Raw genomic sequence first — 26,454 nt, 5'->3', positions numbered from 1 at the left:
GGAGGCTTGATCTGTTCAGCTCCAACCAGGTCCTGCATGAACCCCCGAGATGTAGTGAAGCCGCCCCGACGTGACGGTGGTCGGGGCGGCGCTGTGGGTGGATCGGTCAGGTGTTCGGTGGCCGGAAGGGAAAAACATTGTCCGGGAGAGGTGGAGGTTCACTCTTGACTTCGTTCTTTTGGGTCAGAACTGCGTTGGCGAGGGTCAGCAGGGTTACCTGCTGACGGAGTTCCCGGAGCTCAGCTTCTTTCTTGGCCAGCGACTCCTTGAGTTTGGCGACGGTTTCGCGGAGTCGCTTTTCGCTTTCCGGGACCTGCTTGGTCTCGGAGCGGACACGTTGGTAGAACTCGTTTTTCAGATCGACGTGCCGCTTGTGGAGGGCCATGCGGTGGACGCCAGCCTCCTCGGCGAGCGCAACGGCGGTGAGGCCGCCGTTGGAGACGGTGGCCTGTCCGGCCAGTAGCCGGTCCATAGCCTCGCGGATGCGGGTGCGTTCGTCTTGGGTCTGTTCGTTCATGTCAGGGCCTTGGCGCTCTGGGCGGCGGCGTCGTGAGCGTCGGCCGTGGCCCGAAGATTGTTGGCATTGATTCGGAGACGCTTGGCAATCTTCTCGGGCGAGGCGGCGGCCAGTTGGTCAATCTCGTCGGCCCGCCGCCGCATCTGGAGGGCGTGGGTGTCGGTGCGGACCGTGTTGCCGCAGCCGGCCGTGCAGGCGTACTGCCTCGGGGCGGTGGCGCCCGGCTCGGGTTCGCAGAGCGCGTTGTCGTGCTTGAACGCGCAGATCAGAAACGCCTCGGGGTTGTCATAGAGCACGATGCCGTCGCGGGCGAGGAACTTGGCGGCCTTCTTCGCGAAGGTCGCGGGGACGAGGCGGCCCTCGAACCGTGGCGCCGTTGCGGCGGCGGTGATGGCCCGGCGGGCGGCCGGGCCTGAGATCTTCTCCCCTGCCGCGGCCTGATCGCGGAGACGGGCGGTGTCAGCAGCGGCGAGTGCGGTCTCGACGTCGAGGACGCTGTGGATGCCACCGCGGCTGCGGGACCCGTAAGCGCTGGAAGTTCGAGCATCCAGCAGAGTTCTCATGTGGCCGTACTGGATCGCAAGAGCGATCAGCCCGCCGGGACGGCGCGCGATATGCCAGGCCAGGCTTCGCCTGAACCGGGTCACTCCGATTCCCCCGAGTGGATCCGCGAGGATGACCTGGTCGGGCAGGCCCTGGGAGACAGATTCGCAGTTCGCCCATTCCACGAATGCTTCGATTCGCTCGTTCAGGGTCCCGCTCTTCAGGGCGCCATGGTGACCCTGCTGGTGGGTGAAGTCGTGGTGAGCGGAGCTGAGAAGGAGCTCTCTTTCAGGGACCATTCTTTCCAGGACCCGGATGGCATGGACGACCGGAGTAATGGCTACCCAGGGAACAGCACGCTCCTCTCCGGCGGAGATGTCGCTGCCTTCGTCGTCGGTGACGTTCTTGTAGTGGTGGCTGCGGATCAGGTGTCGTCGGGGAGCGCCGTCAGCGGCGGGTTCGGGCTCTGGGCAGCATCCCTCGCGTAGACCCTGTACCTCTTGGGGGCGCATGCCGGTCAAGTACAGGCAGATGATCGCTGCGGCGGTTCCGAGATGGCGCATAAGTTCGGCACTTTCGTCGAAGTCCATGTGCTCGCGCCAGGGCTTCCCGTTGATCCGCCCGGTGACTGGTACCTGCAAAGGGCAAGGTCCCGGTCGTTCGTTGAGGGCGGTCGAGAGCTGATGCCGCTTGTTGAATCGGTCCACCTGGCTGAGGCTCGCGCCGGTGAGAGAAGCGACGTAAGCACGGGCTAGCATTCGCCGGCCGCGACCCCAGACAGAGGGCAGTGGGGCGTCCGCCTGGAGCAGGAGCTCCTCCAGGGCTGCCCGTGTCTTTGCACTGGCCCTGTTGGCAGCTGCCGTGGCGACGAGGTGACACCGCTCGTCCCAGGCGGCGAGGATGTCGTCGGCGAAGTCGTCGACCAAGCGAATCGACCAGAGCAGCAGCGGTCCGAGGACCTGCGGGTCAAGCGGCTCCGTGCTGTTCTCTCCGTGTGCCGACCCGTCATCTGCGGGAAGGAAGTCGTCGAGGCCCTCCGTTTCCCATGGAGGTCGTGCAATGCCGGTGGGCTGCGCACTGAGCTGATCGAACGCCCAAAGGTCAGTCAGGCTGGAGCAGATGCTCTTCGCAGGGTCGCGGGTGATGCCAGCGCCCCAGCGCTCGGAAATGTAGATCCGCCACACTTCCTCGGTGCATGCGCCGAGGCTGGTGATTCGACGTTCGTGTAGCCAGAGCGCCAGACGTATCCATTCGTTGCATGTGGCACGCATAACTGCCGCGGACGTCCGGGCCCGGGCCCGGACCCCCCGTTCCTTCAGGTAGGTAGGCCGGAGCCGACCGTTGATCATCGTCCAGGCTGCGAGTTTCACCTGTCCGAGCAGGGATGTGGGGCACCTTTCCCAGAAGATTGCGCAGAGACTGGTGCCGGGGTTGTCGATGAGCGGGCCCAGTGGCCAGACGAGATCGTTGTAGCGGGCGTTCGGGTGCGTGTTGCCCGGCTTGATCCACTGCGACAACACCACGGGGCTCGCGGAGCTGGGCATGGCCAGGACGTACGGGTCATTCTCGGTGGCGAGGCTGGTCACAGGGCGAGGTCTTCCTTCACCAGGAACTGGACGATGGTGCGATCGGTGTCGTTGACGTGGGCCAGCGCCGCCTTCCAAGCGGCCGGGCCAACCCTGTAGCGGAGGTCTTCCAGCCGTAGCTGATGATCACGCCAGCGTTCGTGGAACGTTCGGTCGTCCAGAACGGACCGCAGGCTCAGGATCTGCTCGTGCAGGTGGGCGAGCCGAGGGTGGTGGCCGGGGTGGACGTGGGCGTTGGGGCAGGCCAGGCAGAGCAGGAAGTCCGCTCCGCAGCCGCCCCCAGAGGCTGGCCAGGGGCTGGACGTCTCGTCCTCGCAGTCCGCGGTTGCCGTCTCCTGGTGCTGTTGATCCGGGTTGTCCGCGATCTGCCCGCCGAAGACGGCAGCCTTGGCCTGTTCAAAGGCTTCGAGCGCGCCGGCTTCGAACACGTCGCGCGAAGCACGCTGTATGCGCTGGTCAGGCAGGACGTAGACGCTCTCGTGGGTGCCTTGGCTGTGCTGTAGGGGACGACCCTCATTCGTCACTGTTGTCCGGCGGGCCCGTTGAAACGGAGATCCGCTCAGCCCATGGCCGCGGGCCCAGTACTGGATCATCGACTCGGAGACGCCGAAAGACAGAGGACCCACCGGGGCGGGCCTGTCCAGGTCGAGATGCTCCTGCTCGAGATTGTAGGAGCGAGCAACCATCAGCAGATCACGCCCGGGCACCAGGCTGTTGGCCAGAGCGCGTCCGTGAGCAGTGGCCTCCAGGGCCTGAGTGATCAGCCGCCCGGAGGAGTCGGCCCCTGAATCGGTGATGTTCTCGGTGGAGAACCACCGTCCGCCTCCCCTCCTGCGCTTTTCGACCTGGACCTGATACGTCACCGACACCGTCTCGCCGACCGACGGCGCCGTCGTCGGCGCCGGGATCCGGTCGTAGACGGACAGGTTCCAGCCGAACCGGTCAGTCAGCAGCACGGCCAGCGAGGTGAGTTCCCCTCGGCTCAGAAACAGTCGGCCCCAGGCATCCACCCCTTTCCCGCCCAGCAATCCGCGATTCGTCACGCTGGCATGCCCACCCGGGTGAAGGGTGCGAGGGACATCGCCAGTGCGGGCGAGGTGGTCGAGCACCTTCCCTAGCCGCCACTCCCGGGCGCCCTCAGGGAGGTCGCCCGCCCGCCATGCGTTCAGCAGACGCGTGTTCTCACCGATCCGAAGCCAGGCCGACCGGAACTGGCGTTGAGCGGCCTGCACTACCCGGTCCCGTTCACCCTGCTCATAAGACTGCTTGGTCGGCGTCGGCGCGGGGATTCTGCGGGCCAGTTCTTCCGCCACCGGTCCGGCGGCCAGTCGAGGGTCCCCCTGCAACAGATTCCGGACCGATCTCAGCGTGCCCTTACCGGAGTTGGTATTGATGAGCCCGTCACGCCAGCTTTGCATGATGGCGGCGGTCAGGCTGTCCAGATCATCCGGTGGACTGCCCAATGCAGAGAGGAAATCTGCAAAATATCCTAGCTTTATCCAATTGCTCCGGGCAGTACCGTGGCTGGTCCAGCCACGGGAGCGGTGCGCGAACACACGAGCCAGGGAGCGCTGCATCGGCCCGGGCACTGGCAGCTCGGCGAAGTCATACTCCTTTTTGAACCCCGCCTTGTTGGTGACCGTTACCACGAGCCCATCCGGCGTCAGCGGAGGTTCGGCCCGGTGACCGGCCGGCGGCAGGACGGCCTCACGCCCCCGCCCCCTCACGAGGCCACCTCACCAAGGAGGAGGTCGATGTCCTGGATCCCGACCGTCTCCTGGGCAAGGCGCGCGAAGACACCGTCCACATCATCGGCATGCTCGTTCTGGCCGTCGGTGGTGTCGGCCATGGCGAGGATCGATTCCAGCTGCAGGTGAGCCACCGGTGCGAGGTAGTGCCGCTTCGTCGTCTCCACGTCCGCGTGCCCGAGAATCGTCTTGACCAGCCACCACGGGTCACCGAACAACAACGCGAAGTCCCGTCTCTCCGCCTTCGACAGTCCGTAACGGGACTCCACCAGCCGGTTCAGCACGATCAGTAGGTAGAGCGCCGCTGAATGCCGGGCCGAGTGCGGGGTGGCATACGGGCTCTTGCCCCGAACGTCCGCCAGCCGGAAGTCGTGGGTGATCTTGCGTTCCTTCTCGGTGAGCAGCACCTTCTCACAGCGCAAGTTCGCCGTCCTGAAGACCCCGTTCCAGCGCTCGGGCGGCATAGGCAGGCCCTGCTCAGTCAGCCACAGATAGGCTGGCTCCGGCCCCTCCGGTCCCTCCAGGAACAATGACTGCCTCTCCCGCCAGTCGAGCCGACTCAGCTCCCTTGCACCGACGACACCATTCAGGTCAGCCCACTCAACCTTTGGCTTCAGCCCGCCGGTTACCTGCGTGATCAGCCTCATCACCGGCAGCCGTTCGTATCGGCCTGCGGCCTGGGCACGTTGGACGGCCCACGCCCGCTCTGACTGAACGTAGGCTTCAACCTGGCCGACAGCCTCAACCGAGGCGTAAAACACCCGGCTGTTCTTCGACCGCGTCACTGCCCCCGCGATCCGGCCGTGGCAGTAACGGCCATGCCGCAGCCGCTGGGTGGGCAGCTCGAACGTCAACAGGGATCCACACTCCTGTCGGCGAAGAGCCGAAGAAAGTAGCAGCTGGACGAAGCCGGTGTTGCGTATCTCCGTCCGCGAGTCCCAGCCCGGCGCCGAGAGGCCACTTCGGGTGTGGCCTCGCAAGCCGATATCTGACCACAGGCCCCAGGTCCGCGGCGTCAGCCACGTCACCCGCGAGCTCACCGAGTCCGCCGCACGGTCCTCCCGCCGTGACACATCCACCGGCAGCGGGCGCACCTTCCCCCACCGGAACAGCTTCGTGAAGGCAGCCGCCTCCCGGTCCCACTTCGTCCCACTGATCCGCTCCGGGTTCTCCTGTGCCTCACACCGCCAGTCCCGAAAATCATCCAGATCCTGCTGCGTCGCCTCCCACCACTCGACGCCCCGCGAGGACAGGAAAACCAGCAACAGCCGGATATCAGTCGAGTAGTTCCGCTTCGACTCGCGTTGCATGCTCCGAAATTCGGTCGAACGGACGAAACTCAGAAGCCCCGCATCGACCATTCCGTCGGGCCTCACAAACACGGGGTCGCCCGGTTTGAGCCCGATTCGGGCCACCGCCTCTGGCAGATCCTGTACCCCCAGAACCCCGTCAGCAGGGAGTGTCCCCCACCGGCCTGGATCCGGTACCCGCACTACTTGCCACGTGCTCAACTGCTGTCTCCCCTGACGCTTGAACTCACCCAAGCATCAGGGAAGTCGTCACGCACGACGCGTACGGCGGGGTGACGGGGCATCCGGATCATGTGCACACGCACCGGGTGACCGTGCTCGCCGTCCAGGCAGCCGGGCTTGCCCGGTTCGATCCGGACGCCGGCGCGCCCTGGCAGCCGCGCGCCCTGTATCTGGCGACCCATCCGCACTCGGCCGTGCCGGCGCTGCGGGAGGTGGTAGGGGAGCGGGAGACGGCGTACAGCGTTCCGGACGAGCAGGTCACGGCGACGGTCGATGTCGGCCCCTGGCTGGAGCGGAAGATCGCCGCCGTGCTGGCGCACCGCTCCGAGGTGGAGCGCGGAGCGGTGCCGGGTCTGCTCGCCCGTCTCTCCCGGCCGGAGTGGAAGCGGGTGATGGGCACGGAGTGGTTCATCCGGCACGGCTTCGCCACCACGGCACCGGCGCGGACGGAGCTGACCGTCTGACCGGCCGCCGGGAGGCGGGCGGGCGCCCCGTTGGCCATGCTGGGCTGAGAGGGGCAGTTCCGCGCGACAAGGAGCACGGCATGCCGACGGACGCGATCGGACGATTCATGGCGGCTCTGGATCCCGACCAGCGGGCGGCCATCGGCGCGAAACCGCGCGCCGAGCAGGAGCAGCTGGCCGCGGCCTGGGAACGGGAACTGGAGGCCGACGACGAACTGGACACGCTGGACGAACTCTCCCCGCCGGCGGCCGAGGCCGAGGCGGCACGGCGGGTACTGCACCGCGAGGCGGGGTGACCCGCCCCGTCTCCGGTCCCGAACCGCCCTGAATCGCCCTGAATCGCGGGGCCGCCGGGGCGATCGGCGCCCAGTGCCCCGCTCACTCGCGCAGCGCCGCGTCCAACACCCGGACGTACTCCCCCACGCGCCCGCCCCCGGCCGGAGCCGCGGGCAGGCGCCCGAGGACGGCGGTGACGGCGGCCGGGGCGTGGGCGCGTGCCTGCGCGAGCGCGTCGGCGGCTGTGTGGTCCTCGTCGGCCGCCAGCTCCTGTGCGCGGGCGGCGTGGGCCGCCGCGCCGAGGATGTGTTTGACCTGGTGGGCGTCGGCGAGGGGGTGGAGGAACGCGGCGCCTGCCGCATGGCTCGCCGCGCGGGCGGCGTCGGCGGCGGCCGGTGACGCGGCCTCGCGTGCCGCGCGGAACGCCGCGAAGCCGCTCAGCCGCAGCGCCTGGGTACGGCGTCCGCCGCCCGCGAAGGCGCGTGCCGCCTCGATGGCCTCGCGGGGGCGGGGGTCCGCGGGCATGTTCTGTTCGAACAGGTGCAGCACCCTGCTAGCGCAGCCGGCCGCGTAGCCCGTGATCTCCCGCAGTTCGTCCTCGGTCAGTTCTATCCGGTCCGCCCGGTCCGTCTTGCTCGGTTTCGTCGGCACGGCCCCATCCTGCCGCACACCGGACCGGCCGGCGGCGCGGCCCGGCGAGGGCGTGCTGCGCGAGCTGGACGTGACGCAGAGCGGGCTGGCCGAGGCGGCGGCGGCAGTGTTCGCGCGGGTGAGTCCGGAGCAGAAGGGCGCGGATCGTCCGATTGCAGCGGGGCGCCGGCAGCGATGTCGCCTCCTTGGATGACGACGTCAATCACGCGCTCACCCGCACGTCGCCGATGCGGGTATCTCGGTGGGCTCGGCCGGGCCCGGCCGAGCCCGCTGCGCACGACCCTGCCGCGACGGGGCGCGCCGCGAGCGGCTACTGTCACCTGTCGTCCGGTGTGCTCCCTATAGGCAGGTGGAGGAAGCTTTTCCATGTCTGGTCACGCGACGGCCGTGGTGGCGGCCGGGAGCCTGCCGGAGCTGACACTCGCACGCGCGCTGGGGTCGTGGCAGATCGACGTGCCCGCGCTGATACTGATCGCGCTCCTGGGCGGCCTGTACGGCTGGGGCGTGCTGCGGGTGCGCCGGGCGGGCGGGACCTGGTCGCCGGGCCGGATCCTCGCGTTCACCCTGCTGGGCCTCGGCGGCCTCGCGGTGGCCACCATGTCGAGCCTCGCGGTCTACGACCATGTGCTGTTCTGGCCGGCCGCGGTGCAGAACGTCCTGCTGGACCTCATCACCCCGCTGGGCCTGGCCCTCGGCGATCCGCTGCGGCTCGCCATCGAGGCGCTGCCGGGCGAGGGCGCCGCGCGGGTGCAGCGGGTGACGGGCGGGCGGGTCGTACGACTGCTCACTTTCCCGCTGGTCAGCACGGCCCTGGTGCTGGGGACCGAGCTGACGGTCTACTTCACGCCGTACTTCGCCACCGCCCTGCGCGTCGGCTGGCTGCACGAGCTGATGTACCTGCACCTGCTGGTGGCCGGCTGCCTGTTCGTCGTACCGGTCCTCACCCGCGAGGAGGCGCTGCCCGCGTGGTGCAGTCACCCGGTGCGCGCGGCGCTGGTCTTCCTGGACGGCATCATCGACGCGGTGCCCGGCCTGGTGGTGATGACGCACGGCACGCTGATCGCCGGAGCCTGGTATCTGCATCACGCGCCCGCCTGGTCGCCGGACGTCCAGCACGACCAGCAGATCGGTGGCGGCGCCATGCTGAGCATCGCGGAACTGGTCGCACTGCCCTTCCTGCTGGCGATCCTGGCGCAGTGGGCGCGCGCCGAACGCGTGCAGGCCGCGGCCCTGGACCGGCGGCTGGACCGGGACCTCGCGCCGGTGGCGCCCCCCGCGTCGAGGGCTGAGCGGGCCGAGGCGCCGTCCGACGAGGCCGAGGCGGTACGGGTACGGCCCTGGTGGGAGACGGAGCAGAACGAGGTGGCCGCCCGGATCCGCCGCCAGCACGGCGAGGACTGAGGGGCGCGGGTCAGGGCCGGGTGCCGCGGGCCAGGACGACGACGTAGCGGCACTCGGCGTCCGTGGTGTTGGCGAAGACGCGCGGCGCGGGATCGCCGAGTTCGAGGGTGTCGCCCGGCCCGAGTTCATGGATGTGCTCGCCGTCCTGGAAGGTCAGGCGGCCGTCGAGGACCCAGACGACCTGGTGGACGAAGGCGAAGGCCGCGGCCGGGTACGGCACCCGTGCCCCGGCGGGCAGCCGGATCTCGGCGACCTCCGCGGGGAAGTGCGCGCCGGTGATCTGGCGGCGCCGGTAGCCGGTGGCGGGGTCCTGCCACTCGGGCGCCTCGGTACGACGGCGCACTCCCGCTTCCTCCGCGGTCCCCGGCGCCGTGCCCTCCGCGAGGGCGAGCAGCGAGGCGATGCTCAGCTGGAAGGCGGCGGACAGCTTGCCGAGCACGACGGCGGTGGGGCTGCTCTCGCCGCGCTCGATCCGGTTGATCATGGCACGGGAGACCCCGGACGCGTCGGCGAGCTGGGCCAGGCTCCAGCCGCGCCGTTCCCGTTCGGCGCGGATCCGGGCCGCGATCCCTGCCACCAGGGGTTCTACTATGTTGGACATGCTTCCAATATATGAGAGGGACCGCCCGGTGACCGTGCGCCCGGCGTGCGCCGGTGATGCGGAGGCGGTGCGGGCGATCCGCAACCACGCGATCGAGCACTCGTCGGCCCTGTGGACCGAGATCGCGCAGTCACCCGCCGAGGGTGCGGCCTGGCTGGCGCGGCATCTGGAGCGCGGTTCGGCGTTCGTGGCCGAGACGGACGGCGAGGTGGCGGGGTTCGCGGTGTTCGCACCGTGGCGGGAGCTGGAGGGATACCGGCACACGGTGGAGGACTCGGTCTACGTGCGCGAGGGCCGACACGGGCTCGGCATCGGGTCCGCGCTGCTCAGCACGCTCATCGCGGCGGCGCGCGCGGCGGGGCACCACCTCGTGATCGCCGGCATCGAGTCGGGCAACGGCGCGTCGATCCGGCTCCATGAGCGCTTCGGGTTCGAGCACGCCGGAACGATCCGGGAGGCCGGGATCAAGTTCGGCCGCCGGCTCGACCTGACGCTGATGCGGCTGGCGCTGGACTGAGCGGCGCGGCCGGGGCCCGAGGACTGAGCGGCGCGGCCGGGCCTTGCGCTGAACAGGCGCCCGTCGAGATGCGGGGCGGGGCGGACGGTCGTTTACTCGGGACGGGACGGACGGGGCCTCTCACCTGGGACGGGACGGACGGCCGTTCGCTGGAGCCCGCCCGGTGCGTTGCCGAACGCCGTCCGGGGCACTGTCGGCGGTGGAGGTGGATCGGGCGTGAGCGACACGGTCGGACAGCCTTCCCCGGCCGACGACGGGCGGTCCTCGACGGGGGGAGACGGGCGGCCCGCCGCGGCGGGTTCCGGGCAGCCTTCGGCGGCTGCCGACGAGCGGACCTCCGCAGCCGACGACAAGCGGACATCCACGCCCGGCGACGGGCCGCCCTCAGCAGCAGGCCGCGACCAGTCACCCGCAGCCGGCGGCCAGCAGACCTCCGCGGGCGGCGACCCGGCGCGGACGCTGCTGAGCCGCGGATATCTCCGGCTGCTCGTGCTCTCGCTGGGTCTCGGTGTGCCGATCGCGCTCGCCAGCTTCTTCTTCGTCGGCCTCCAGCACTGGCTCCAGCACCAGGTGTGGCAGGAGCTGCCGCACGCGCTCGGGCTCGGGCGGGCCCCCTGGTGGTGGCCGCTGCCCGCGCTGACGCTGGCCGGACTGCTCCTCGCCCCGATCGTCACCCGGTTGCCGGGAGCCGGCGGGCACGTCCCGGCGCACGGCCTGGGCGGTGCCCCCATCGGCCCCCGCGCCCTGCCGGGCGTGGTGCTGGCCGCCGTCCTCACGCTTCCGCTGGGCGTCACCCTCGGCCCCGAGGCGCCGCTGATGGCGGTCGGGTCCGCGCTCGCCTTGCTCGGGGTGCGCGTGCTGCGGCGGCACCCGGCGGACGCCGCCTCGGCGACGGTGGTGGCCACCGCGGGGTCCACGGCGGCCATCTCCACCATCCTGGGCGGCCCGGTGGTCGCCGCCATCATGGTCGTGGAGGCCGCCGGTCTCGCCGGGCCCCGGCTCGCCGTGCTGTTGCTGCCCTGTCTGGCCGCGAGCGGGGCCGGCGCGCTCGTGTTCACCGGATTCGGCCACTGGACCGGCCTGTCGATCGGCGCCCTCGCGCTGCCGAAGGTGCCGCCGGACACGGTCCCCGACGCGGGCGACTTCCTGTGGGGACTGCCGGTGGCCGCGCTGATCGCCGTACTCGTCTCCGTGGCCCACGGCCTCGGGGAGCGCACCCATCGGTGGACCTCCGCGCAGGCGACGGCGGTCCGCACGGTGGTGTGCGCCGTGGCCGCCGGCGTCTGTCTGACGGCGTACGCCCTGCTGACCGGCCGCTCGCCCGAGGAGGCGGCGCTGTCGGGGCAGACGACGCTCGGGCAGCTGGCCGAGAACCCGCGGGGGTGGCCGGTGCTCGCGCTGGTGGCGCTGGTTGTCTGCAAGGCGCTCGCCTGGGGCATCAGCCTGGGCAGCCTGCGCGGCGGCCCGATCTTTCCCGCGGTGCTGATCGGGGTGGCGACCGGCCTCACCTTCGCGGGCCTGCCGGGGCTCGGGACCGCCCCCGCGTTCGCGCTGGGCATCTCGGCGGCCACGACGGTCGTCACCGGGCAGCCGCTGACCAGCTGTGTCCTGGCGGTACTGCTGCTCGGCCGCGACGCGTACAACCAGATGCCGCTGATCGTCCTCGCGGCGGTCACCGCCCTCCTCGTCAGCCGCCTGCGCACGAGCCGCCGACCGGAGCCCGCCCCGCCCGGCACATGAGCGGCTTCACCCCGAGCGGCCGCCGAACCGCCAGGCGTGGACCTCGACCTCGGCGTACCGGTCCACCGTCAGCAAGGCACGGGCGGCGGCCGGACCGGGGGCCCGGAGCAGGGCCGCGGTGCCCAGCCAGGCGGTGCCGTCGTCGGAAAGCAGGGGGCCGTAGGCGATCAGATCGTCGCCGCGTCCGGCCGGGACCGCGAGCTCGGCGGCCTCGCCCGCGCCGAGGCCGAGCACCAGGTAGCGGTCGCCGTCGGCGGGACCGCCGGGGAAGTCCCACATCGTGCGCCCGAGCAGGTTCCGCCAGCGCCGCAGCAGCACGTCCCGGTAGACGCCCGCCTGGTAGCCGGGCTCGTCGAAGGCGAACGCACGGGCGGCCGCGGCGTCCGGCAGGTCCAGGATGTGCAGGCTGCCGGTGGGGGTCTCGCCGTCCTGTCCGAGCGTCGGACCGCGGGCGATCATCTCCTTGTCGTACCGGTCCATGTAGGACCAGTGATCTTCGAGCAACGCCATGCGGAGCGGCAGCGAGTCGGGCCGGTCGCGGTGATAGCAGAGGAACTCCATGCGCCCACCCTCTCGCGCGGCGCGCCGTCCGAGCACGCCCTTTTCCCGGCGCCGCCGGGTGCGCCAGGGGGCGGGGCGCTCCGCGTGCGGCGCCGGTACAAAACGTGCAGGGTGGGAACGTCGGCCGTTCGCCCACCGGTCCGGCGGCCAGGAGATACCGAGGAGAGTCGATGTCCGATGCCGTAGCGCCGCAGCCGGTCCTGGAGCCCGCGGCGGCCGAGTTCGCCGCGGCGACCGCGAAGCCGCCGTTCCTGTTCGATCTGCCGCCCGCGGAGGGCCGCAAGGCGGTCGACGAGGTCCAGTCCGGGGACATCGGGAAACCGGCGGTCGACGAGGAGTGGATCACCGTCTCCGGCGGGCCCACGGGCAGCGTCCGGGCACGGATCGTCCGGCCCCCCGGCGCCTCGGGCAGCCTCCCGGTCATCCTCTATGTGCACGGCGCCGGCTGGGTGTTCGGCAACGCCCACACCCACGACCGCCTGGTGCGCGAACTCGCCGTCGGCGCACAGGCCGCGGTGGTCTTCCCCGAGTACGACCTCTCCCCCGAGGCCCGCTACCCCGTCGCCATCGAGCAGAACTACACCGTCGCCCGCTGGGTGGTGGAGCAGGGCGCGACCAAGGACCTCGACGGCTCCCGGCTCGCCGTGGCCGGGGACTCGGTCGGCGGCAACATGAGCGCCGCCCTCACCCTGATGGCCAAGGAGCGCGGCGGTCCCGCGCTGGTCCAGCAGGTGCTGTTCTACCCGGTCACCGACGCGAACTTCGACACGCCGTCGTACCACCAGTTCGCCACCGGCTACTTCCTGCGCCGCGACGGCATGCAGTGGTTCTGGGACCAGTACACGACCGACGCGTCCGACCGCGCCCGGATCACCGCCTCGCCGCTGCGCGCCACCACCGAGCAGCTCAGCGGCCTGCCGCCCGCGCTGGTCATCACCGGCGAGGCCGATGTCCTGCGCGACGAGGGCGAGGCGTACGCGTCCAAGCTGCGCGCGGCCGGCGTCCCGGTGACCGCCGTTCGGTTCCAGGGCATCATCCACGACTTCGTCATGCTCAACGCCCTGCGCGACACCCACGCGGCCCGGGCGGCCATCGACCTGGCCACCCGTACCCTGCACCGGGCGCTGCACGCGAACTGATCGCGGTCCCCGCCCAATTGACCGGACGCCTCCCCGCCCGATTGACCGGCCGCGCACCGGCGGGATTTCATGAGGACCATGTCTGGCGGCTCATCCCACACGACCGATCCGGTGCTTTTCTTCGCCACCCCCGAGGAGTGGGAGAAGTGGCTGGAGGACAACCACGCCGATGTCGCGGGGGTCTGGCTGAAGCTCGCCCGAAAGGGCGTCGCCGGGCCCGGTGGGGTCGACTACCAGGGCGCGCTGGAGTCGGCGCTCTGCTTCGGCTGGATCGACGGCCAGAAGCGGAAGCTGGACGAACGCCACTGGCTCCAGCGCTTCACTCCCCGGCGGCCCACCAGCCGGTGGTCCCAGGTCAACCGGGAGAAGGCGACACGCCTCATCGAGGAGGGCCGGATGCGGCCCGCCGGGCTGCGCGAGGTGGAACGGGCCCGCGCGGACGGCCGCTGGGCGGCGGCCTACGCCGGTCCGCGCGCGGCCACCGTGCCCGACGACCTCCGGGCGGCCCTGGACGCCGTCCCGGCGGCCGCCGCGTTCTTCACCACCCTGGACGGCCGCAACCGCTACTCCGTCCTGCACCGGATCGAGGAGGCGAAGAAGCCCGAGACCAGGGCAGCGCGCATCGCCCGGTTCGTCGCCATGCTCGCCGACGGGAAGAAGCCGCATCCCTAGCGATCCGGGCCACGGCCTGCCGCCCGTGCGCCGCCTCCACCGCCGCCACCGTCCACCGCTTACGATGCGGGAGCAAAGCCTCATCGAGCCGCATAACGACGTCGACTGGAGCAGTCATGACCGGTGGCCCCGAACCGATCAGTGCCGAAGCGCGGCGCGCGTTGGAGCAGGAGCTCGCGGATCTGCGGGAGGAGCGGCGGATGGTCGCCGGGACGCTGAAGGACGATCCCGACGTGGGGGACCAGGCCGACCAGGCGGACGAGTTGCAGCGGGTGGACCAGCTCGACCGGCTGGACCGGCGGATCGCGGACATCACCGAGCGGCTGCACGAGGCGGATCAGGCCGGGCCCGCGCGCACCGATGTGGTCGGGGTGGGCAGCGCGGTCACCGTGCGGTTCGCGAACGGCTCCGTGGAGACGCTGTCCATCGGCGAGGGCGCCGAGGCGCTGGACCAGAACCTGGTCACCGAGGACAGCCCGCTCGGCCGGGCGCTGCTCGGCCGCCGGGCCGGGGACAGCGTGCGGTACGACACCCCGGACGGCCCCGCGAGCGCGGTGGTGGAGTCGATCGGCGGCTCGCCCTCGTAAGAGAGCCCTGAAGTCGTATAGAAAGCCGGGAAGTCGTAAGAGAGCCGGGAAGCCGGTCAGCTCTCGGGCTTGCGGACCGAGCAGTGCAGGGTGTCCTTCTCCACGTCGGCGACGATCGTGTCCCCCGGCTCGGCCTCGCCGCTCAGCAGCAGCGTGGCGATGCGGTTGTCCAGCTCCGCCTGGATGGTGCGGCGCAGCGGGCGGGCGCCGAACTCCGGCTGGTGGCCATGGGCGATGAGCAGCTTCTTCGCGGCCTCGGTGACCTCCAGCTTCATGCCCTGGGCGTGCACCCGGCGCTTGCTCTGGTCCAGCAGGTGGTCCACGATCTGCGACAGGTCGTCCTCGGTGAGCCCGTGGAAGATGATGATGTCGTCGATGCGGTTGAGGAACTCCGGCAGGAAACGGCCCCGCAGATCGTCCATCAACTCGTCCTTCAGCTCGGACACATCGCCCTTGTGGTCGAGGATGCGGTGCGCGCCGATGTTGGACGTCATGATGACGACGCAGTGCCGGAAGTCGACGGTGCGGCCCTGGGAGTCGGTGAGGCGGCCGTCGTCCAGGATCTGGAGCAGGGTGTTGAAGACGTCGGGGTGCGCCTTCTCCACCTCGTCGAACAGCACGACGCTGTACGGCTGCCGGCGCACCTTCTCGGTGAGCTGGCCCGCCTCCTCGTAGCCGACGTATCCGGGCGGGGCGCCGACGAGGCGGGCGACGGTGTGCTTCTCCTGGAACTCGCTCATGTCGAAGCGGACCATGCGGTCCTCCTCGCCGAACAGCAACTCGGCGAGTGTCTTGGCGAGTTCGGTCTTGCCGACACCGGTCGGGCCGAGGAACAGGAAGGAACCCACGGGCCGGTTGGGGTCGCCCATGCCGGCGCGGTTGCGTCGTACGGCCTGCGACACGGCGGTGACCGCCTCGTCCTGGCCGACGATGCGGGCGTGCATCTCCTCCTCCAGCTTGAGGAGTTTCTCCTTCTCGCTGGCGGTGAGCTGGGAGACGGGGATGCCGGTGCGCCGGGAGACGATGTCGGCGATGTCGGCGGCGGTGACGGAGACGACGCCCTCGCGGCGCTCCTCGATGCCGGCGAGTTCGGCCTCCGTCTCGGCGATCTCCCGCTTCAGTTCCGACGCCCGCTCGAAGTCCTCGGCGGACACGGCCTGTTCGAGTTCACGGCGCAGCTTGGCGATGCGGTCCTCGCGGCTGACGACCTCGGTGGAGCGGCCGGCGCTGCGCAGCCGCACCCGCGCGCCCGCCTGGTCCAGGACGTCGATGGCCTTGTCGGGCAGGAAGCGGTCGGTGATGTACCGGTCGGACATCTCGGCGGCGGCCACCAACGCACCGTCGTCGAAACGCACTTGGTGATGCGCCTCATAGGCGTCCCGCAGTCCTTCGAGGATCTGCACCGTCTCCTCGACGGTCGGCTCGGGGACCATCACCGGCTGGAACCGGCGCTCCAGGGCGGCGTCCTTCTCGACGTACTTGCGGTACTCGTCGATGGTGGTGGCGCCGACGACGTGCAAGTCGCCGCGTGCCAGGGCGGGTTTGAGCATGTTGCCCGCGTCCATGGCACCCTCGCCGGTGGCCCCGGCGCCGACGACCGTGTGCAGTTCGTCGATGAAGAGGATGATGTTGCCGCTCGCGGCCTGGACCTCCTCGATGACCTTCTTCAGCCGCTCCTCGAACTGGCCCCGGTACTGGGCGCCCGCCACCATGCCCGACAGGTCGAGCGCGACGACCCGCTTGTCCTTCAGGGTGTCGGGGACCTCGCCGGCCACGATGCGCTGGGCGAGGCCCTCCACGATGGCGGTCTTGCCGACGCCGGGTTCGCCGATCAGCACGGGGTTGTTCTTCGAGCGCCGGGACAGGATCTCGACGGTCTGCTCGATCTCCTCGGCGCGGCCCACCACCGGGTCCAGCTTGCCGGCCTTGGCCTCGTCGGTGAGGTCGCGGCCGAACTCGTCCAGGGTGGTGGCCGGCTGCTTGCGCTCGGCCGGCGTGTTCTCGCCGCGGGCGGTCTGTTCGGCGAGGCCCGAGAGCTTGCGGGCGTCCATGCCCTCGGCCCGCAGCAGCCGGGCGGCCCCGCTGTCGCTGTCGCCGAGCAGCGCGGCGAGGATGTGCTCGGGGCCGATGTACGACACCCCGGCCGCCTGCGACTGGGCGTAGGCGGCGCCGAGGGTGCGCTTGGCCGCCGGGGTGAGGCCGGGCTGCGCGGAGGGCTGGCCGGACTCGCGCGGCAGCACTTTGGCGATCTCGGCCGCGAGGCTGTCGGGGTCCACGTCCACCTGGAGCAGCAGCCGGCGTGAGGGCTCGACCTTGGTGGCCGCCCACAGCAGATGCTCCGTGTCGAGGTCCGAGGTGCCGTCCTCGGCGGCCCGCCGCGCGGCCAGGTTGAGGAGTTCCTGCGACGACTCCGTCAGCAGCCGCCCGATCGGCACGCGCTGCACCGCGGGCGGGGAGGAGGCCGGCGACATCCCGAAGAAACGATTCAGCAGGTCGCTGAAGGGGTCCTGGGAACCGAAGGGGGTGCCGAACGGCATCGACATGAGAACTCCAGGGGCGCAAGGGGGGTCAGTACACACTGAACCCCGGCGCCGGGTGGCCCGCAAGCGGAGGCCGGGCGGGGGGATCGTCGAGGAAGTCGAGGGTCGGCACATGGAAGAGACAGCCCGTGACCGGCACGGAGAAGTCGAGGATCCGGTCGTGCGACGCGGTGTCCCGGCCGAGGAACATGTTGCGCAGCATGGACTCCGTGACCTCGGGGGTGCGGGCGTAGCCGACGAAGTAGGTGCCGTACTCGCCCTGCGCGATGTTCCCGAAGGGCATGTTCTCGCGCACGATCTTGCGTTCGTCGCCGTGCTCGTCGGTGACGGTGTTGAGGGCCACGTGGGAGTCGGCGGGTTTGACGTCGTCGGGGAGCTCGATGTTGGCGAGTCTGGTGCGCCCGATGGCCTTCTCCTGCTCCTCGACGGACAGGGCGTTCCAGCCCTTCATGTCGTGCAGGTACTTCTGCACGGTCACATAGCTGCCGCCGCGGAAGTCCGGGTCCTCGTCGCCGATGAAGACCGCGTCGTCCGCGACCCGGCCCTCGGGGCTCTCGCTGCCGTCCACGAAGCCGAGCAGATCCCGTTCGTCGAAGAACTTGAAGCCGTGCACCTCGTCCACCACGGTGGCCGCGCCGTCGAGCCGCTCGGCGAACACGCGGGCCAGTTCGAAGCAGAGGTCCATGCGGCGGCAGCGGACGTGGAAGAGGAGGTCGCCCGGCGTGCCGGGGGCGCGGTGGCGGGGGCCGTCCAGTTCCCTGAAGGCGTGCAGGTCGCGGGGGCGCGGCCCGCTGAACAGCCGGCTCCAGGCGGCGGAGCCGATGCCGACGACGCAGCTCAGCTCCTCGGGCGGAGCGCGGAAGGCGATCGAACGGCGCAGCGCGGCCACGTCCTGCAACAGGTCCCGGACTGTGTCCTCGCCGCCCTGGTCGACGGTGACGACGAGGAACACGGCGGCCCTGGCGGGCGGGACGACGACGGGCTGCGACTCGGGCACGGGGACCTGCCTCCTCTCGTACGGGACGGAGCCGGACCGTTCCAGCATGGCGCGGCCCCGCGGGCTCGGCAGGTCGGCGGGCCGGTGGGCGCATAGCGTGAGGGGGTGTGCGACCAGGTGGCCCGTGTGCACCGGGTGACCGATGCGGACACCGCGCGGGCGCCGGGCAGCGGCGAGGTGCCGGTGCTCGGCACGCCCCGGCTGATCGCGTGGCTGGAGGCGGCGACCGTGCGCGCCGCCGCGCCGTTCACCGGTCCGGGCGAGACCACGGTGGGGACCGCCGTACGCGTGCGGCATCTGCGCGCGACGCCGGTCGGCGGCCGGGTCGAGGTGACGGCGGATCCCCCGGCCCGGACGAGCGCGGGACGGCTCACCTTCGCGGTGCGGGCCGTGGACGGTCGGGGCCTGCCGGTCGCGGAGGGCGAGATCGACCGGGCGGTCGTGGACCGGCGGCGGTTCCTCTGCGGCGGCCCCTGACCTGGGCCGGGTTACACGGGGGTGTGCCCCGCCAGGTAGTCACGCACGGCCGCGGGCAGCGCGATGGCCGCGGTCTGTTCGACCGGCGTCCAGCGGATGTCCTCGGGGCCGAGCCGGGCGCCGTCCGACGGGTCCTCGCTGAGGAGCTGGCAGGGCACGGCCGCGGTGCCGTCCAGCGCCGGGGAGCCGTCGGCCAGGTAGCCGGTCGTCTCGTAGACGACGCGGGCGGCGGTGGCCTGCGCCGTCTCGGCGGGCTGCCCGACGCCCGACGGCAGCCCCCAGCCGTCCGCCTCCCGGATCAGCAGCAGCCGTCCGTCGTACACGACGACGGCCTGTACGGCGTTCTTCATGCGCTTCCTCCCCCTGGTCAGGCTCCCCCGATCGCTGCTGGCCTACCCCGGCGGGCGCCTCCGCACACGGGTCAGGCGGTGTCCGCGGGCCGGTACAGCACCGGCAGGTCGCCGGGCCGCACCCGGAGGGTCACCGGCAAGGTGGCCTCCACCTCGCCGTCGGCGCCGTAGGGGACGGAACCGGCGGCCTCGATGCGCAGTTCCCTGGCGCGCAGGACGCGGACTTCGGGGCGGCGTATGTGGGTTCCGGTCTTCAGTTCGTTCATCAGGGTGAAGAACAGCCGGCGGGGCGCGTCCTTGATCATCACGATGTGCAGCAGGCCGTCGTCGACGCGGGCGCCGGGGGCGATCCGCCGACCGGAGCCGTAGTAGGGGGAGTTGGCGGCGACGACCGTGTAGCCGCAGTGGGTGTGCTCCTCGCCGTCGACGGTGACGCGGTAGTCGGCGGGGCGCCAGGTGGTCACCGCGCGCAGGCCGCCCGCGTAGTAGGCGGCGGCGCCGCGCAGCAGCCGGGCGTGGTTGGCGTGCCGGTTGGCCAGCGCGTCGACCCCGGCGTAGACGCTGCCGAGGACCACGGCGCGCCGGTGGACGGCGGACTCCACCTCGATGGTGTCGACGGGCCGGGGCTCGGCGTGCAGCAGGATGTCGGCGAGCGCGGCGGGGTCGGCCGGCAGGTCGAGGGCGCGGGCGAAGTCGTTGCCGCGCCCGGCCGGTACGAGGCCGAACACGGTTCCGGTGCCGCTGAGCGCGCCACCGATGCCGCCGGTGATGCCGTCGCCGCCGACGGCGAGCACGATCCGGCCCCGCTCACCGGCCCGGCGGGCGATGTCCCGTGCGTCGGCCAGGCTGTGGCTGTACTCGGTCTCCAGGCCGGCCCCGGCCTCCCTGAGCAGGCGGGCCACCTGGAGCAGCGTGGCCGCCGCGGTGGACCCGCCCGCGGTCGGGTTGACGACGGCGGTGAACTGGCGCATCGGGGGTGCCTCCGGGGCAGGCGGTGGATGGGGACGGTCGGTGGACGAGAGTCAGTCGGTGGACGAGTCGGTCGGTGGGCGGGTCAGTCGGTGGGCAGCAGGACGCCGGGGTTGAGCAGTCCGTCGGGGTCGAGGCGGCGCTTGACGGCGCGCAGTGCCTCGGCGGCCAGTTCTCCGGTCTCCCTGAGATACCAGTCGCGGTGGTCGGTGCCCACCCCGTGGTGGTGGGAGATGGTGCCCCCGGCGGCCAGGATCGCCTCGTTGGCCGCGTGCTTGGCGGGCGTCCAGTGGGCCACCGGGTCCTCGCCCTGGGCGCTGACGACGGTGAAGTACAGCGAGGCGCCGTTCTCGTACACATGGGAGATGTGGCACATCACCAGCGGCGGGGTGCCCGCCGCGGTGAGGGTGTCGGTGAGCGCGGTGCGCACCGCCGCGTACAGCTCGGGGACGCGGGACCAGAACGCGGCGGTCTCCAGGGTCTCGGCGAAGGCGCCGACGTCGAGGAGGGCGTCGCGCAGGTACGGCGCGGAGAAGCGGCCGTGGGCCCAGCGCTCGCCGGGCTCGGTGCCGAGCGGGGTGCCGCCGCAGGTGGTGAGGACGGCGGCGGCCCGCTCGCGCCGGTACGCGGTCTCCTCGGGCGTGCCCTCGTAGCCGGCGATGGCGAGGCACCCGGCGTCGCTCTGGCCGGGACCGGCGCCGATCTTGTCGGGCGAGGCGAGGCCGATGAGGGTCTCGGTCTCGTCGGACAGGCGCAGCACGGTCGGGCGCGGTCCGTCCTGGGCGAGCCTGCGCAGCGCGGCGGCACCCTCCTCGAAGGAGGCGAACCGCCAGCCCTCGTAGATCTTCGTCTCGGGCAGGGGGCGCACGCGCACGGTCACGGAGGTGATGACGCCGAAGGCGCCCTCGGAGCCGAGGATCAGCTGGCGCAGGTCGGGGCCCGCGGCGGAGCGGGGGGCGCGGCCGGTCTCGACGGTGCCCTCGGGGGTGGCGAGGGTCAGGGCGAGGACCATCTCGTCGAAGCGGCCGTATCCGGCGGACGCCTGGCCGCTGGAGCGGGCCGCGGCGAAGCCGCCGATGCTGGACCACTCGAAGGACTGCGGGAAGTGGCCGAGGGTGAAGCCCTGTCCGGCGAGGAGCGCCTCGGCCTCGGGGGCGCGCAGACCGGGCTGGAGGACGGCGGTGCGCGAGACGGGGTCGAGGTCGAGCAGGGCGTCCATGCGGCGCAGGTCGAGCGCGATGAACGCGCCGCGCTCGGGGGCGAGTCCGCCGACGACGGAGGTGCCGCCGCCGAACGGGACGACGGCCAGCGCGTGGTCCGCGCAGGCGCGCAGTACGGCGATGACCTCGTCGTGGGTGGCGGGCAGGACCACGGCCTGCGGGACGTCGGTGACATCGCCGGTGCGGATGCGCAGCAGGTCGGGGGTGGACTTGCCGCGGGTGTGCCGGACGCGGCTCTCGGCGTCGGTGCGCACGTGCCCGGCGCCGCCGACGGCCGCGGCGAGCGCCGCCAGGGCGGCGGGCCCGGCCGTGGGGGCGGGCAGGCGGAGGTCGTCCAGGGCGAGCGCGGGGGTGCTGCGCGGCTTGACACCGAGCACGTCGCGCAGCAGCCCGGTCACCGAGTCGGGCAGCGGTGCCGCCTTGGCCGGGTCGCCCCAGCCGTTCCACAGCATGTCCATTGAAGGTCGTCCTCACAAAGGTCGGTGTGCTCGGTCCGGGCGGTGTCCGGGGCCGACGGGCGACGGTCCGCCGGCGTCCGCCCGGCTCGGGGGCGTTACACTGTTACACATGACGCCTATTCGTCACAACGGTACGGAAGACGCGGAGAGCGATCCGATCCTCGACGCGGTGCGCGACTGCGTGCTGGCGGTCGGGGTCCGCCGCACGACCCTCGCCGACGTGGCCCGCCGCGCCGGTGTCTCCCGGATGACCCTGTACCGGCGCTGGCCGGATCTGCGCACGCTGGTGGGCGATCTGATGACCCGTGAGTGGATCGACGTGGCCGGCCGGTCGATCCCCGAGCCGGCGCCCGGCCTCGACACGCGCACCCGGATCGTGGAGGGGCTGGTGGCGGGCGTCGAGGCGTTCCGGGCGCACCCCCTGTTCCGCAAGATCGTCGACGTCGATCCGGAGCTGCTGCTCCCCTATGTGCTCGACCGGCGCGGGGCGAGCCAGCTGGCGCTGCTCGGGCTGCTGACCGAGAGCCTGCGGGAGGGCCACGCGGACGGCTCCGTGCGCCGCGCGCACACCGAACGCCAGGCGCGCGCCCTGCTGTTGACGGTGCAGTCCTTCACCCTGTCCCTGCGCACGATGACCGACGAGGACGATCCGGAGCTGGACTCCGCCGCCTTCCTCGGCGAGCTGCGCACCCTCCTGGAGAGGATCCTCAGGCCATGAGTCACACCGAGGCGGTACCCGGCTCGTCCCTCAGCGCGGCCCGGCGGGCCCGCGAACTGACCGAGGCGGCGGGGCGGGTGGCCGACGTGCTGGTCGTCGGGCTCGGCGCGACCGGGGCCGGAGTCGCCCTGGACGCGGCGGCCCGCGGTCTGGACGTCGTCGCGGTGGACGCCCACGACCTGGCCTTCGGCACCTCGCGCTGGAGTTCCAAGCTCATCCACGGCGGGTTGCGCTATCTGGCGTCCGCGCAGTTCGACGTGGCGCACGAGAGCGCGGTGGAGCGGGGGGTGCTGATGACCCGTACCGCCCCGCATCTGGTCGGCGCGCAGCCGTTCGTGCTGCCGCTGACGCCGATGGTGTCGACGGCTCAGGCGGCCGTCGCCTGGGCCGGGCTGCGGGCCGGGGACATGCTGCGGCTGGCCGCGCGCACCCCGCGCCAGGTGCTGCCCGCGCCGCGCCGGCTGTCGGCGACGGAGGCGCGGCACCTGGCGCCCGCGGTGCGCGGGGCAGGGCTGCGCGGCGGACTGCTGTCCTGGGACGGACGGGTCACCGACGACGCCCGGCTGGTCACCGCGCTGGCCCGTACGGCGGCGGCGCACGGGGCACGGGTGCTGACCCGCGTCCGGGTGCTGGAGCTGACCGGCGGCGGCGCCCGCGTCCGTGACGAACTCACCGGCGAGGAGGGCGAGATCAGGGCCCGTGTGGTGGTCAACGCCGCCGGGGTGTGGGCGGGCGGCCTGGTCGACGGCATCCGGATCCGGCCCTCACGCGGCACGCATCTGGTGCTGCGCTCCGAGCGGCTCGGGGAGTTGCCGGCCGGGCTGCACATCCCGATCCCCGGCGAGACCAACCGCTTCGTGCTGGTGCTGCCCCAAGGGGACGGCCGGGTGTACGTCGGCCTCACCGACGAGCCCGTCGAGGGCGGCGTCCCGGATGTGCCGGAGGTGCCGGAGACGGACATCGGCTTCCTGCTGGACGTGCTCGGCTCGGCCCTGGACGTGCCCGTCGCCCGCGACGAGGTCGTCGGCGCCTTCGCCGGGCTGCGGCCGCTGCTGGACCTGTCGGGGGACGGCGCCGCGACGACCCGCACCTCCGACATCTCCCGCCGGCACGCGGTGCTGACCTCGCCGGACGGGGTGACCACGGTGGTCGGCGGCAAGCTCACCACGTACCGCCGGATGGCCCAGGACGCCGTGGACGCCGCCGCCGCGGCCGGTGGGATCTCCGTACCCCCGTCCCCCACCGCCGGGCTGCCGCTGGTCGGCGCCGCCGCGCCCGGACGGCTGCGCGCCCTGCCGGTGCCCAGGCGCCTGGTCCGCCGCTACGGCACGGAAGCCCTGGCCGTCCACGCCCTCGCCGCCGGGGACCCCGCCCTCGCCGCGCCCGTGCTGCCCGGCCATCCGGTCACCCGCGCCGAACTCGTGTGGGCGGCCCGGCACGAGGGCGCACTGGACGCCTCCGACCTGCTGGACCGCCGTACCCGCATCGGCCTGGTCCCGGAGGACCGGGAGGCGGCGCTGGGGGTGGCGCGGGAGGTGATGGTGGAAGGGGTGCTGCGCTGAGGGCGTCCGAGGTCCGGCGGCGCCCTCACACCAGCCGCCGGATGTCCCCCCGCACCCGGTAGAAGCCGCCCGCCGCGGGGTGCAGGGCGTCCACGACGTAGCGGGCGCCCGGCACGCGTATCGCGCGGGGGAACTGGACGTTCCACGAGGGGTCGTAGCCGCCGGAGACGACGTGGACCCGCAGACTGCCGGATTCCTGGACGCACTCCACGACGACGGAACCGGTCGGGGCCTGAGCGACGGTGGCGACCGCTTCGACGGCGGTGGCCGGGGCGTACGCGGGAAGGGCGGCGGCGAGTTTGACGTCGCGGACGGCCGGCACCGAGCCCTGCTGGGCCGCACCGATGGCGGACTCGCCGGCGTCCACGCACACCAGGAAGCCGTCGGTGGTCACCAGATACAGCCGCTCGTCCCGGTACTGCATCGACAGCGCGGAGCCGCTGCCCGTGCCGAGCTTCCACAGCCGGGTGCCGTCGCGGTCGAAGCAGTACACGGACGAGGCCGAGTCACCCGCGAAGACGAACCGGCCGCCCGGCGAGGTGGCGCAGGAGTAGACCGCGCCGTCGCAAGCGTACGTCGCCTCGATCGCGCCGGTCGCCTTCGACAGCCGCTGCACCACGGGTGCCCGGTGCCCGCGTACACCGCGTCGGCCTCCTGCCAGCCGAACAGCACCCCGCCGCGGGTGTCGGTGTGCCACAACTCGCCGCCGCCGTCCGGGTGGTAGGCGGTGACGCCCTGGTGGTGACCGTGGTAGACGGCGCGGTCGTCGGCACGCACCATCCAGCCGCTCCCGCCGCCGCTGCGGCGGGCCCACTGGTGTTCGTCCTCGTGGTCGATGACGGTGAGCCGGCCCGCGCGGTCGGAGACGCTGAGCACGCCCTCGTGGATGTCCAGCCAGAAGATGTCGACGTCGGCGGCGATGTCGTAGGCGGCGAAGGGCAGTTTGGCGGACAGGTCGTACACCTTGCCGTCGTCGCAGCCCGCGTAGATCCAGAAGTCGTCGGCGACCAGGCACTTCACGCCGTCCGGCAGGCCGAAGCGAGCCAGTACGGTGCCCTCGTGGTCCAGGGTGTAGACGTCGCCCGCCTGGTTGCCGACCCAGCAGTGGTCGTCGTCCACATGGATGCCGAACGCCGCCGAGCCGGTCCGGAACCGCCACAGCACCGGTGCCACGGCGCGCGCGGTGGACGGGGCCGAGCTGACCTCGCGCCGGGTCACCGGCCGCGGGGCCCGGCCGCCCGGCACCGCCGGGGCGTACCCCTTGCGGACCTTCTCCCACACCTTCTTCGCCGCGGCGGCCCGCGCCTTCTCCACGGTCGGGAACGTGCTGGTCTGCGTCTGCCCGCCGGCGCCGATCCTGCCGTACCGCACCGTGACCACCAGGCCCTCGACGCGCACCTCGTAGAACTTGTGGGCGCCCCCGCCCTCCTGCGACAGCTCCAGGTACGTCGTCTCCGCCGCGGTCACCGCAGACATGGCACACCCCTCCCCACAGCGGACCCCGGCCGCCCCGCGGGTCCTCACTGATCACACCGTAGGCGGGGGCACTGACAATCGACCGGGCGGCGGGGCACCGGCCCGGCTCAGCCGCCGAGCAGCTCCGCGAAGCGGCGCGTGTCGATGTTGCCGCCCGAGGCGATGACGCCGACGCGGGGCGGAAGGTCGCCGGCACGCCCGGCGAGGAGGGCGGCCAGGCCGGTGGCACCGCTGGGTTCGAAGACGGCCTTCAGCCGGTCGAAGGCGAAGCGCATCGCGTCGAGGATCTCGGCGTCGCCGACCAGCGCGACCGAGTCGACCAGGCGCCGGTTGATCTCGAAGGTCAGCTCGCCGGGGACGGCGACCGCCTGGCCGTCGGCGACGGTGCGGGGCACGGGGACCGCGACCCGGCTGCCCCGCTCCAGGGAGCGCTTGGTGTCGTCGCTGCCCTCCGGCTCCACGCCGACGACCCGGATGTCCCGGTGCACTCCCTTGGCCGCGACGGCGCTCCCGGCGATCAGCCCGCCGCCTCCGACGGGCACCAGCAGGACGTCCAACGGGCCTGCCTCCTCCAGGAGTTCGAGGGCGGCGGTGCCCTGGCCCGCGATGACGTCCGGGTGGTCGTAGGGCGGGATCAGGGTCAGGCCCCGCTCCTTCGCGAGCGCCGTGCCGAGCGCCACGCGGTCCTGGGTGTAGCGGTCGTAGGTGACGATCTCGGCGCCGTATCCGGCGGTGGCCTCCATCTTGGAGCGCGGGGCGTCCTCGGGCATCAGGATGACGGCGCTGGTGCCCAGTTCGCGGGCGGCGAGGGCGGTGGCCTGGGCGTGGTTGCCGGAGGAGAACGCGGCGACGCCCTTGGCGCGTTCCTCGCGCGCGAGCCGGGCGATGGCGTTGTAGGCGCCGCGGATCTTGAAGGCGCCCATCCGCTGGAGGTTCTCGCACTTGATGAACACCCGTGCGCCCACCCGCTCGTCGAGGGTGCGCGAGGTGAGGACCGGGGTGCGGTGGACGAAGCCCCCGATGCGCGCGGCGGCGGCGCGGATGTCGTCGAGGGTCACGGGCAGGTCGGCGGCGCCGGGCATGGCGAAGTCCTCTTTCTTTGCCGGGTGTTGGTCGGTGCTGCTGCATCGGCCGGGTGCGTGCCGGTCCCTC

24 protein-coding genes and 1 pseudogene are annotated in these 26,454 nt (G+C 72.1%); 11 read left to right on the top strand and 14 right to left on the bottom strand.

Features of this window, described 5'->3' with window-relative positions:
- Window positions 1-106 precede the first annotated feature (106 nt).
- From ACE4Q9_RS32050 to ACE4Q9_RS32035, 4 genes are all read right to left on the bottom strand, one after another.
- Window positions 107-517 (bottom strand): hypothetical protein, encoded by a 411-nt coding sequence (locus ACE4Q9_RS32050; protein ID WP_397988013.1) that lies wholly within the window; start codon window positions 515-517, stop codon window positions 107-109.
- The gene (locus ACE4Q9_RS32045; protein WP_397988290.1) at window positions 514-2,604 is read right to left on the bottom strand and encodes an integrase; all 2,091 of its coding nucleotides are present in this window, start codon (window positions 2,602-2,604) and stop codon (window positions 514-516) included. Before ACE4Q9_RS32045 ends, ACE4Q9_RS32050 begins: the two co-directional genes overlap by 4 nt.
- Before the next feature lie 38 nt (window positions 2,605-2,642).
- Window positions 2,643-4,295 (bottom strand): hypothetical protein, encoded by a 1,653-nt coding sequence (locus ACE4Q9_RS32040; RefSeq protein ID WP_397988012.1) that lies wholly within the window; start codon window positions 4,293-4,295, stop codon window positions 2,643-2,645.
- 74 nt (window positions 4,296-4,369) lie between these two features.
- Window positions 4,370-5,704, bottom strand: coding sequence for an integrase (locus ACE4Q9_RS32035; protein ID WP_397988011.1), 1,335 nt, complete (start codon window positions 5,702-5,704; stop codon window positions 4,370-4,372).
- Window positions 5,705-5,997: 293 nt separating this feature from the next.
- On the opposite strand from ACE4Q9_RS32035, the gene ACE4Q9_RS32030 reads away from it, so the two are divergent.
- Together ACE4Q9_RS32030 and ACE4Q9_RS32025 are read left to right on the top strand one after the other, a co-directional pair.
- Entirely contained in the window at window positions 5,998-6,390 is a 393-nt protein-coding gene (locus ACE4Q9_RS32030; RefSeq protein ID WP_397988010.1) for a hypothetical protein, read from the top strand.
- 80 nt (window positions 6,391-6,470) lie between these two features.
- Complete coding sequence (locus ACE4Q9_RS32025; protein ID WP_397988009.1) at window positions 6,471-6,686, top strand: hypothetical protein; 216 nt, start codon at window positions 6,471-6,473, stop codon at window positions 6,684-6,686.
- An 82-nt stretch (window positions 6,687-6,768) separates the two neighbouring features.
- Here the strand turns inward: ACE4Q9_RS32025 and ACE4Q9_RS32020 are convergent, their stop codons facing one another.
- Window positions 6,769-7,317: a putative immunity protein gene (locus ACE4Q9_RS32020; protein WP_397988008.1), complete on the bottom strand. Its 549-nt coding sequence runs from the start codon at window positions 7,315-7,317 to the stop codon at window positions 6,769-6,771.
- Between the two features lie 366 nt (window positions 7,318-7,683).
- Between ACE4Q9_RS32020 and ACE4Q9_RS32015 the strand changes: the two genes are divergently transcribed.
- Window positions 7,684-8,718 (top strand): cytochrome c oxidase assembly protein, encoded by a 1,035-nt coding sequence (locus ACE4Q9_RS32015; protein WP_397988007.1) that lies wholly within the window; start codon window positions 7,684-7,686, stop codon window positions 8,716-8,718.
- A gap of 10 nt (window positions 8,719-8,728) precedes the next feature.
- Here the strand turns inward: ACE4Q9_RS32015 and ACE4Q9_RS32010 are convergent, their stop codons facing one another.
- The gene (locus tag ACE4Q9_RS32010; RefSeq protein WP_397988006.1) at window positions 8,729-9,319 is read right to left on the bottom strand and encodes a helix-turn-helix domain-containing protein; all 591 of its coding nucleotides are present in this window, start codon (window positions 9,317-9,319) and stop codon (window positions 8,729-8,731) included.
- Between ACE4Q9_RS32010 and ACE4Q9_RS32005 the strand changes: the two genes are divergently transcribed.
- Window positions 9,318-9,836 (top strand): GNAT family N-acetyltransferase, encoded by a 519-nt coding sequence (locus ACE4Q9_RS32005; protein WP_397988005.1) that lies wholly within the window; start codon window positions 9,318-9,320, stop codon window positions 9,834-9,836. The two genes, ACE4Q9_RS32010 and ACE4Q9_RS32005, sit on opposite strands and share 2 nt — an antisense overlap.
- A 216-nt stretch (window positions 9,837-10,052) precedes the next feature.
- A complete protein-coding gene (locus tag ACE4Q9_RS32000) occupies window positions 10,053-11,576 on the top strand; it encodes a chloride channel protein (protein ID WP_397988004.1) in 1,524 nt (507 codons plus the stop codon).
- 6 nt (window positions 11,577-11,582) lie between these two features.
- On the opposite strand, the gene ACE4Q9_RS31995 is transcribed toward ACE4Q9_RS32000, so the two are convergent.
- The gene (locus ACE4Q9_RS31995; RefSeq protein ID WP_397988003.1) at window positions 11,583-12,137 is read right to left on the bottom strand and encodes a YciI family protein; all 555 of its coding nucleotides are present in this window, start codon (window positions 12,135-12,137) and stop codon (window positions 11,583-11,585) included.
- Window positions 12,138-12,307: 170 nt separating this feature from the next.
- Here ACE4Q9_RS31995 and ACE4Q9_RS31990 point away from each other — a divergent pair, with 170 nt between their 5' ends.
- The 3 genes from ACE4Q9_RS31990 to ACE4Q9_RS31980 all read left to right on the top strand — a co-directional run bounded on the left by ACE4Q9_RS31990 (window position 12,308) and on the right by ACE4Q9_RS31980 (window position 14,535).
- Window positions 12,308-13,276 carry an alpha/beta hydrolase gene (locus tag ACE4Q9_RS31990; RefSeq protein WP_397988002.1) on the top strand — a complete coding sequence of 323 codons (969 nt, stop codon included), beginning with the start codon at window positions 12,308-12,310 and terminating at the stop codon, window positions 13,274-13,276.
- Window positions 13,277-13,354: 78 nt separating this feature from the next.
- On the top strand, window positions 13,355-13,948 hold the full coding sequence (locus tag ACE4Q9_RS31985) for a YdeI family protein (RefSeq protein ID WP_397988001.1): 594 nt from the start codon (window positions 13,355-13,357) through the stop codon (window positions 13,946-13,948).
- A 116-nt stretch (window positions 13,949-14,064) separates the two neighbouring features.
- Entirely contained in the window at window positions 14,065-14,535 is a 471-nt protein-coding gene (locus ACE4Q9_RS31980) for a GreA/GreB family elongation factor (RefSeq protein WP_397988000.1), read from the top strand.
- A 56-nt stretch (window positions 14,536-14,591) separates the two neighbouring features.
- On the opposite strand, the gene ACE4Q9_RS31975 is transcribed toward ACE4Q9_RS31980, so the two are convergent.
- Together ACE4Q9_RS31975 and ACE4Q9_RS31970 are read right to left on the bottom strand one after the other, a co-directional pair.
- Window positions 14,592-17,078 (bottom strand): ATP-dependent Clp protease ATP-binding subunit, encoded by a 2,487-nt coding sequence (locus ACE4Q9_RS31975; RefSeq protein WP_397987999.1) that lies wholly within the window; start codon window positions 17,076-17,078, stop codon window positions 14,592-14,594.
- A gap of 25 nt (window positions 17,079-17,103) precedes the next feature.
- Entirely contained in the window at window positions 17,104-18,072 is a 969-nt protein-coding gene (locus ACE4Q9_RS31970) for a Dyp-type peroxidase (protein WP_397987998.1), read from the bottom strand.
- 105 nt (window positions 18,073-18,177) lie between these two features.
- Between ACE4Q9_RS31970 and ACE4Q9_RS31965 the strand changes: the two genes are divergently transcribed.
- Window positions 18,178-18,549, top strand: coding sequence for a thioesterase family protein (locus ACE4Q9_RS31965; protein ID WP_397987997.1), 372 nt, complete (start codon window positions 18,178-18,180; stop codon window positions 18,547-18,549).
- Window positions 18,550-18,560: 11 nt separating this feature from the next.
- Here the strand turns inward: ACE4Q9_RS31965 and ACE4Q9_RS31960 are convergent, their stop codons facing one another.
- The 3 genes from ACE4Q9_RS31960 to ACE4Q9_RS31950 all read right to left on the bottom strand — a co-directional run bounded on the left by ACE4Q9_RS31960 (window position 18,561) and on the right by ACE4Q9_RS31950 (window position 21,546).
- Window positions 18,561-18,899 carry an NUDIX hydrolase gene (locus ACE4Q9_RS31960; RefSeq protein WP_397987996.1) on the bottom strand — a complete coding sequence of 113 codons (339 nt, stop codon included), beginning with the start codon at window positions 18,897-18,899 and terminating at the stop codon, window positions 18,561-18,563.
- Window positions 18,900-18,970: 71 nt separating this feature from the next.
- The gene (locus ACE4Q9_RS31955; RefSeq protein ID WP_397987995.1) at window positions 18,971-19,870 is read right to left on the bottom strand and encodes a diacylglycerol kinase family protein; all 900 of its coding nucleotides are present in this window, start codon (window positions 19,868-19,870) and stop codon (window positions 18,971-18,973) included.
- Between the two features lie 83 nt (window positions 19,871-19,953).
- Complete coding sequence (locus tag ACE4Q9_RS31950) at window positions 19,954-21,546, bottom strand: FAD-binding oxidoreductase (protein ID WP_397987994.1); 1,593 nt, start codon at window positions 21,544-21,546, stop codon at window positions 19,954-19,956.
- A 109-nt stretch (window positions 21,547-21,655) separates the two neighbouring features.
- Here ACE4Q9_RS31950 and ACE4Q9_RS31945 point away from each other — a divergent pair, with 109 nt between their 5' ends.
- Both ACE4Q9_RS31945 and ACE4Q9_RS31940 read left to right on the top strand, forming a co-directional pair.
- On the top strand, window positions 21,656-22,264 hold the full coding sequence (locus tag ACE4Q9_RS31945; protein ID WP_397987993.1) for a TetR/AcrR family transcriptional regulator: 609 nt from the start codon (window positions 21,656-21,658) through the stop codon (window positions 22,262-22,264).
- Window positions 22,261-23,826: a glycerol-3-phosphate dehydrogenase/oxidase gene (locus ACE4Q9_RS31940; RefSeq protein ID WP_397987992.1), complete on the top strand. Its 1,566-nt coding sequence runs from the start codon at window positions 22,261-22,263 to the stop codon at window positions 23,824-23,826. Before ACE4Q9_RS31945 ends, ACE4Q9_RS31940 begins: the two co-directional genes overlap by 4 nt.
- A gap of 25 nt (window positions 23,827-23,851) precedes the next feature.
- Here ACE4Q9_RS31940 and ACE4Q9_RS31935 read toward each other — a convergent pair.
- Window positions 23,852-25,302: pseudogene (locus ACE4Q9_RS31935) on the bottom strand (WGR domain-containing protein).
- Between the two features lie 107 nt (window positions 25,303-25,409).
- The gene (locus tag ACE4Q9_RS31930; protein WP_397987991.1) at window positions 25,410-26,384 is read right to left on the bottom strand and encodes a pyridoxal-phosphate dependent enzyme; all 975 of its coding nucleotides are present in this window, start codon (window positions 26,382-26,384) and stop codon (window positions 25,410-25,412) included.
- Between the last annotated feature and the right edge of the window lie 70 nt (window positions 26,385-26,454).

Source organism: Streptomyces sp. AM6-12 (assembly GCF_044327085.1).
Taxonomy (GTDB): Bacteria; Actinomycetota; Actinomycetes; order Streptomycetales; family Streptomycetaceae; genus Streptomyces.
Note: the sequence above shows the minus strand (reverse complement) of the source record. Positions and strands in the feature narration are given on the sequence as shown.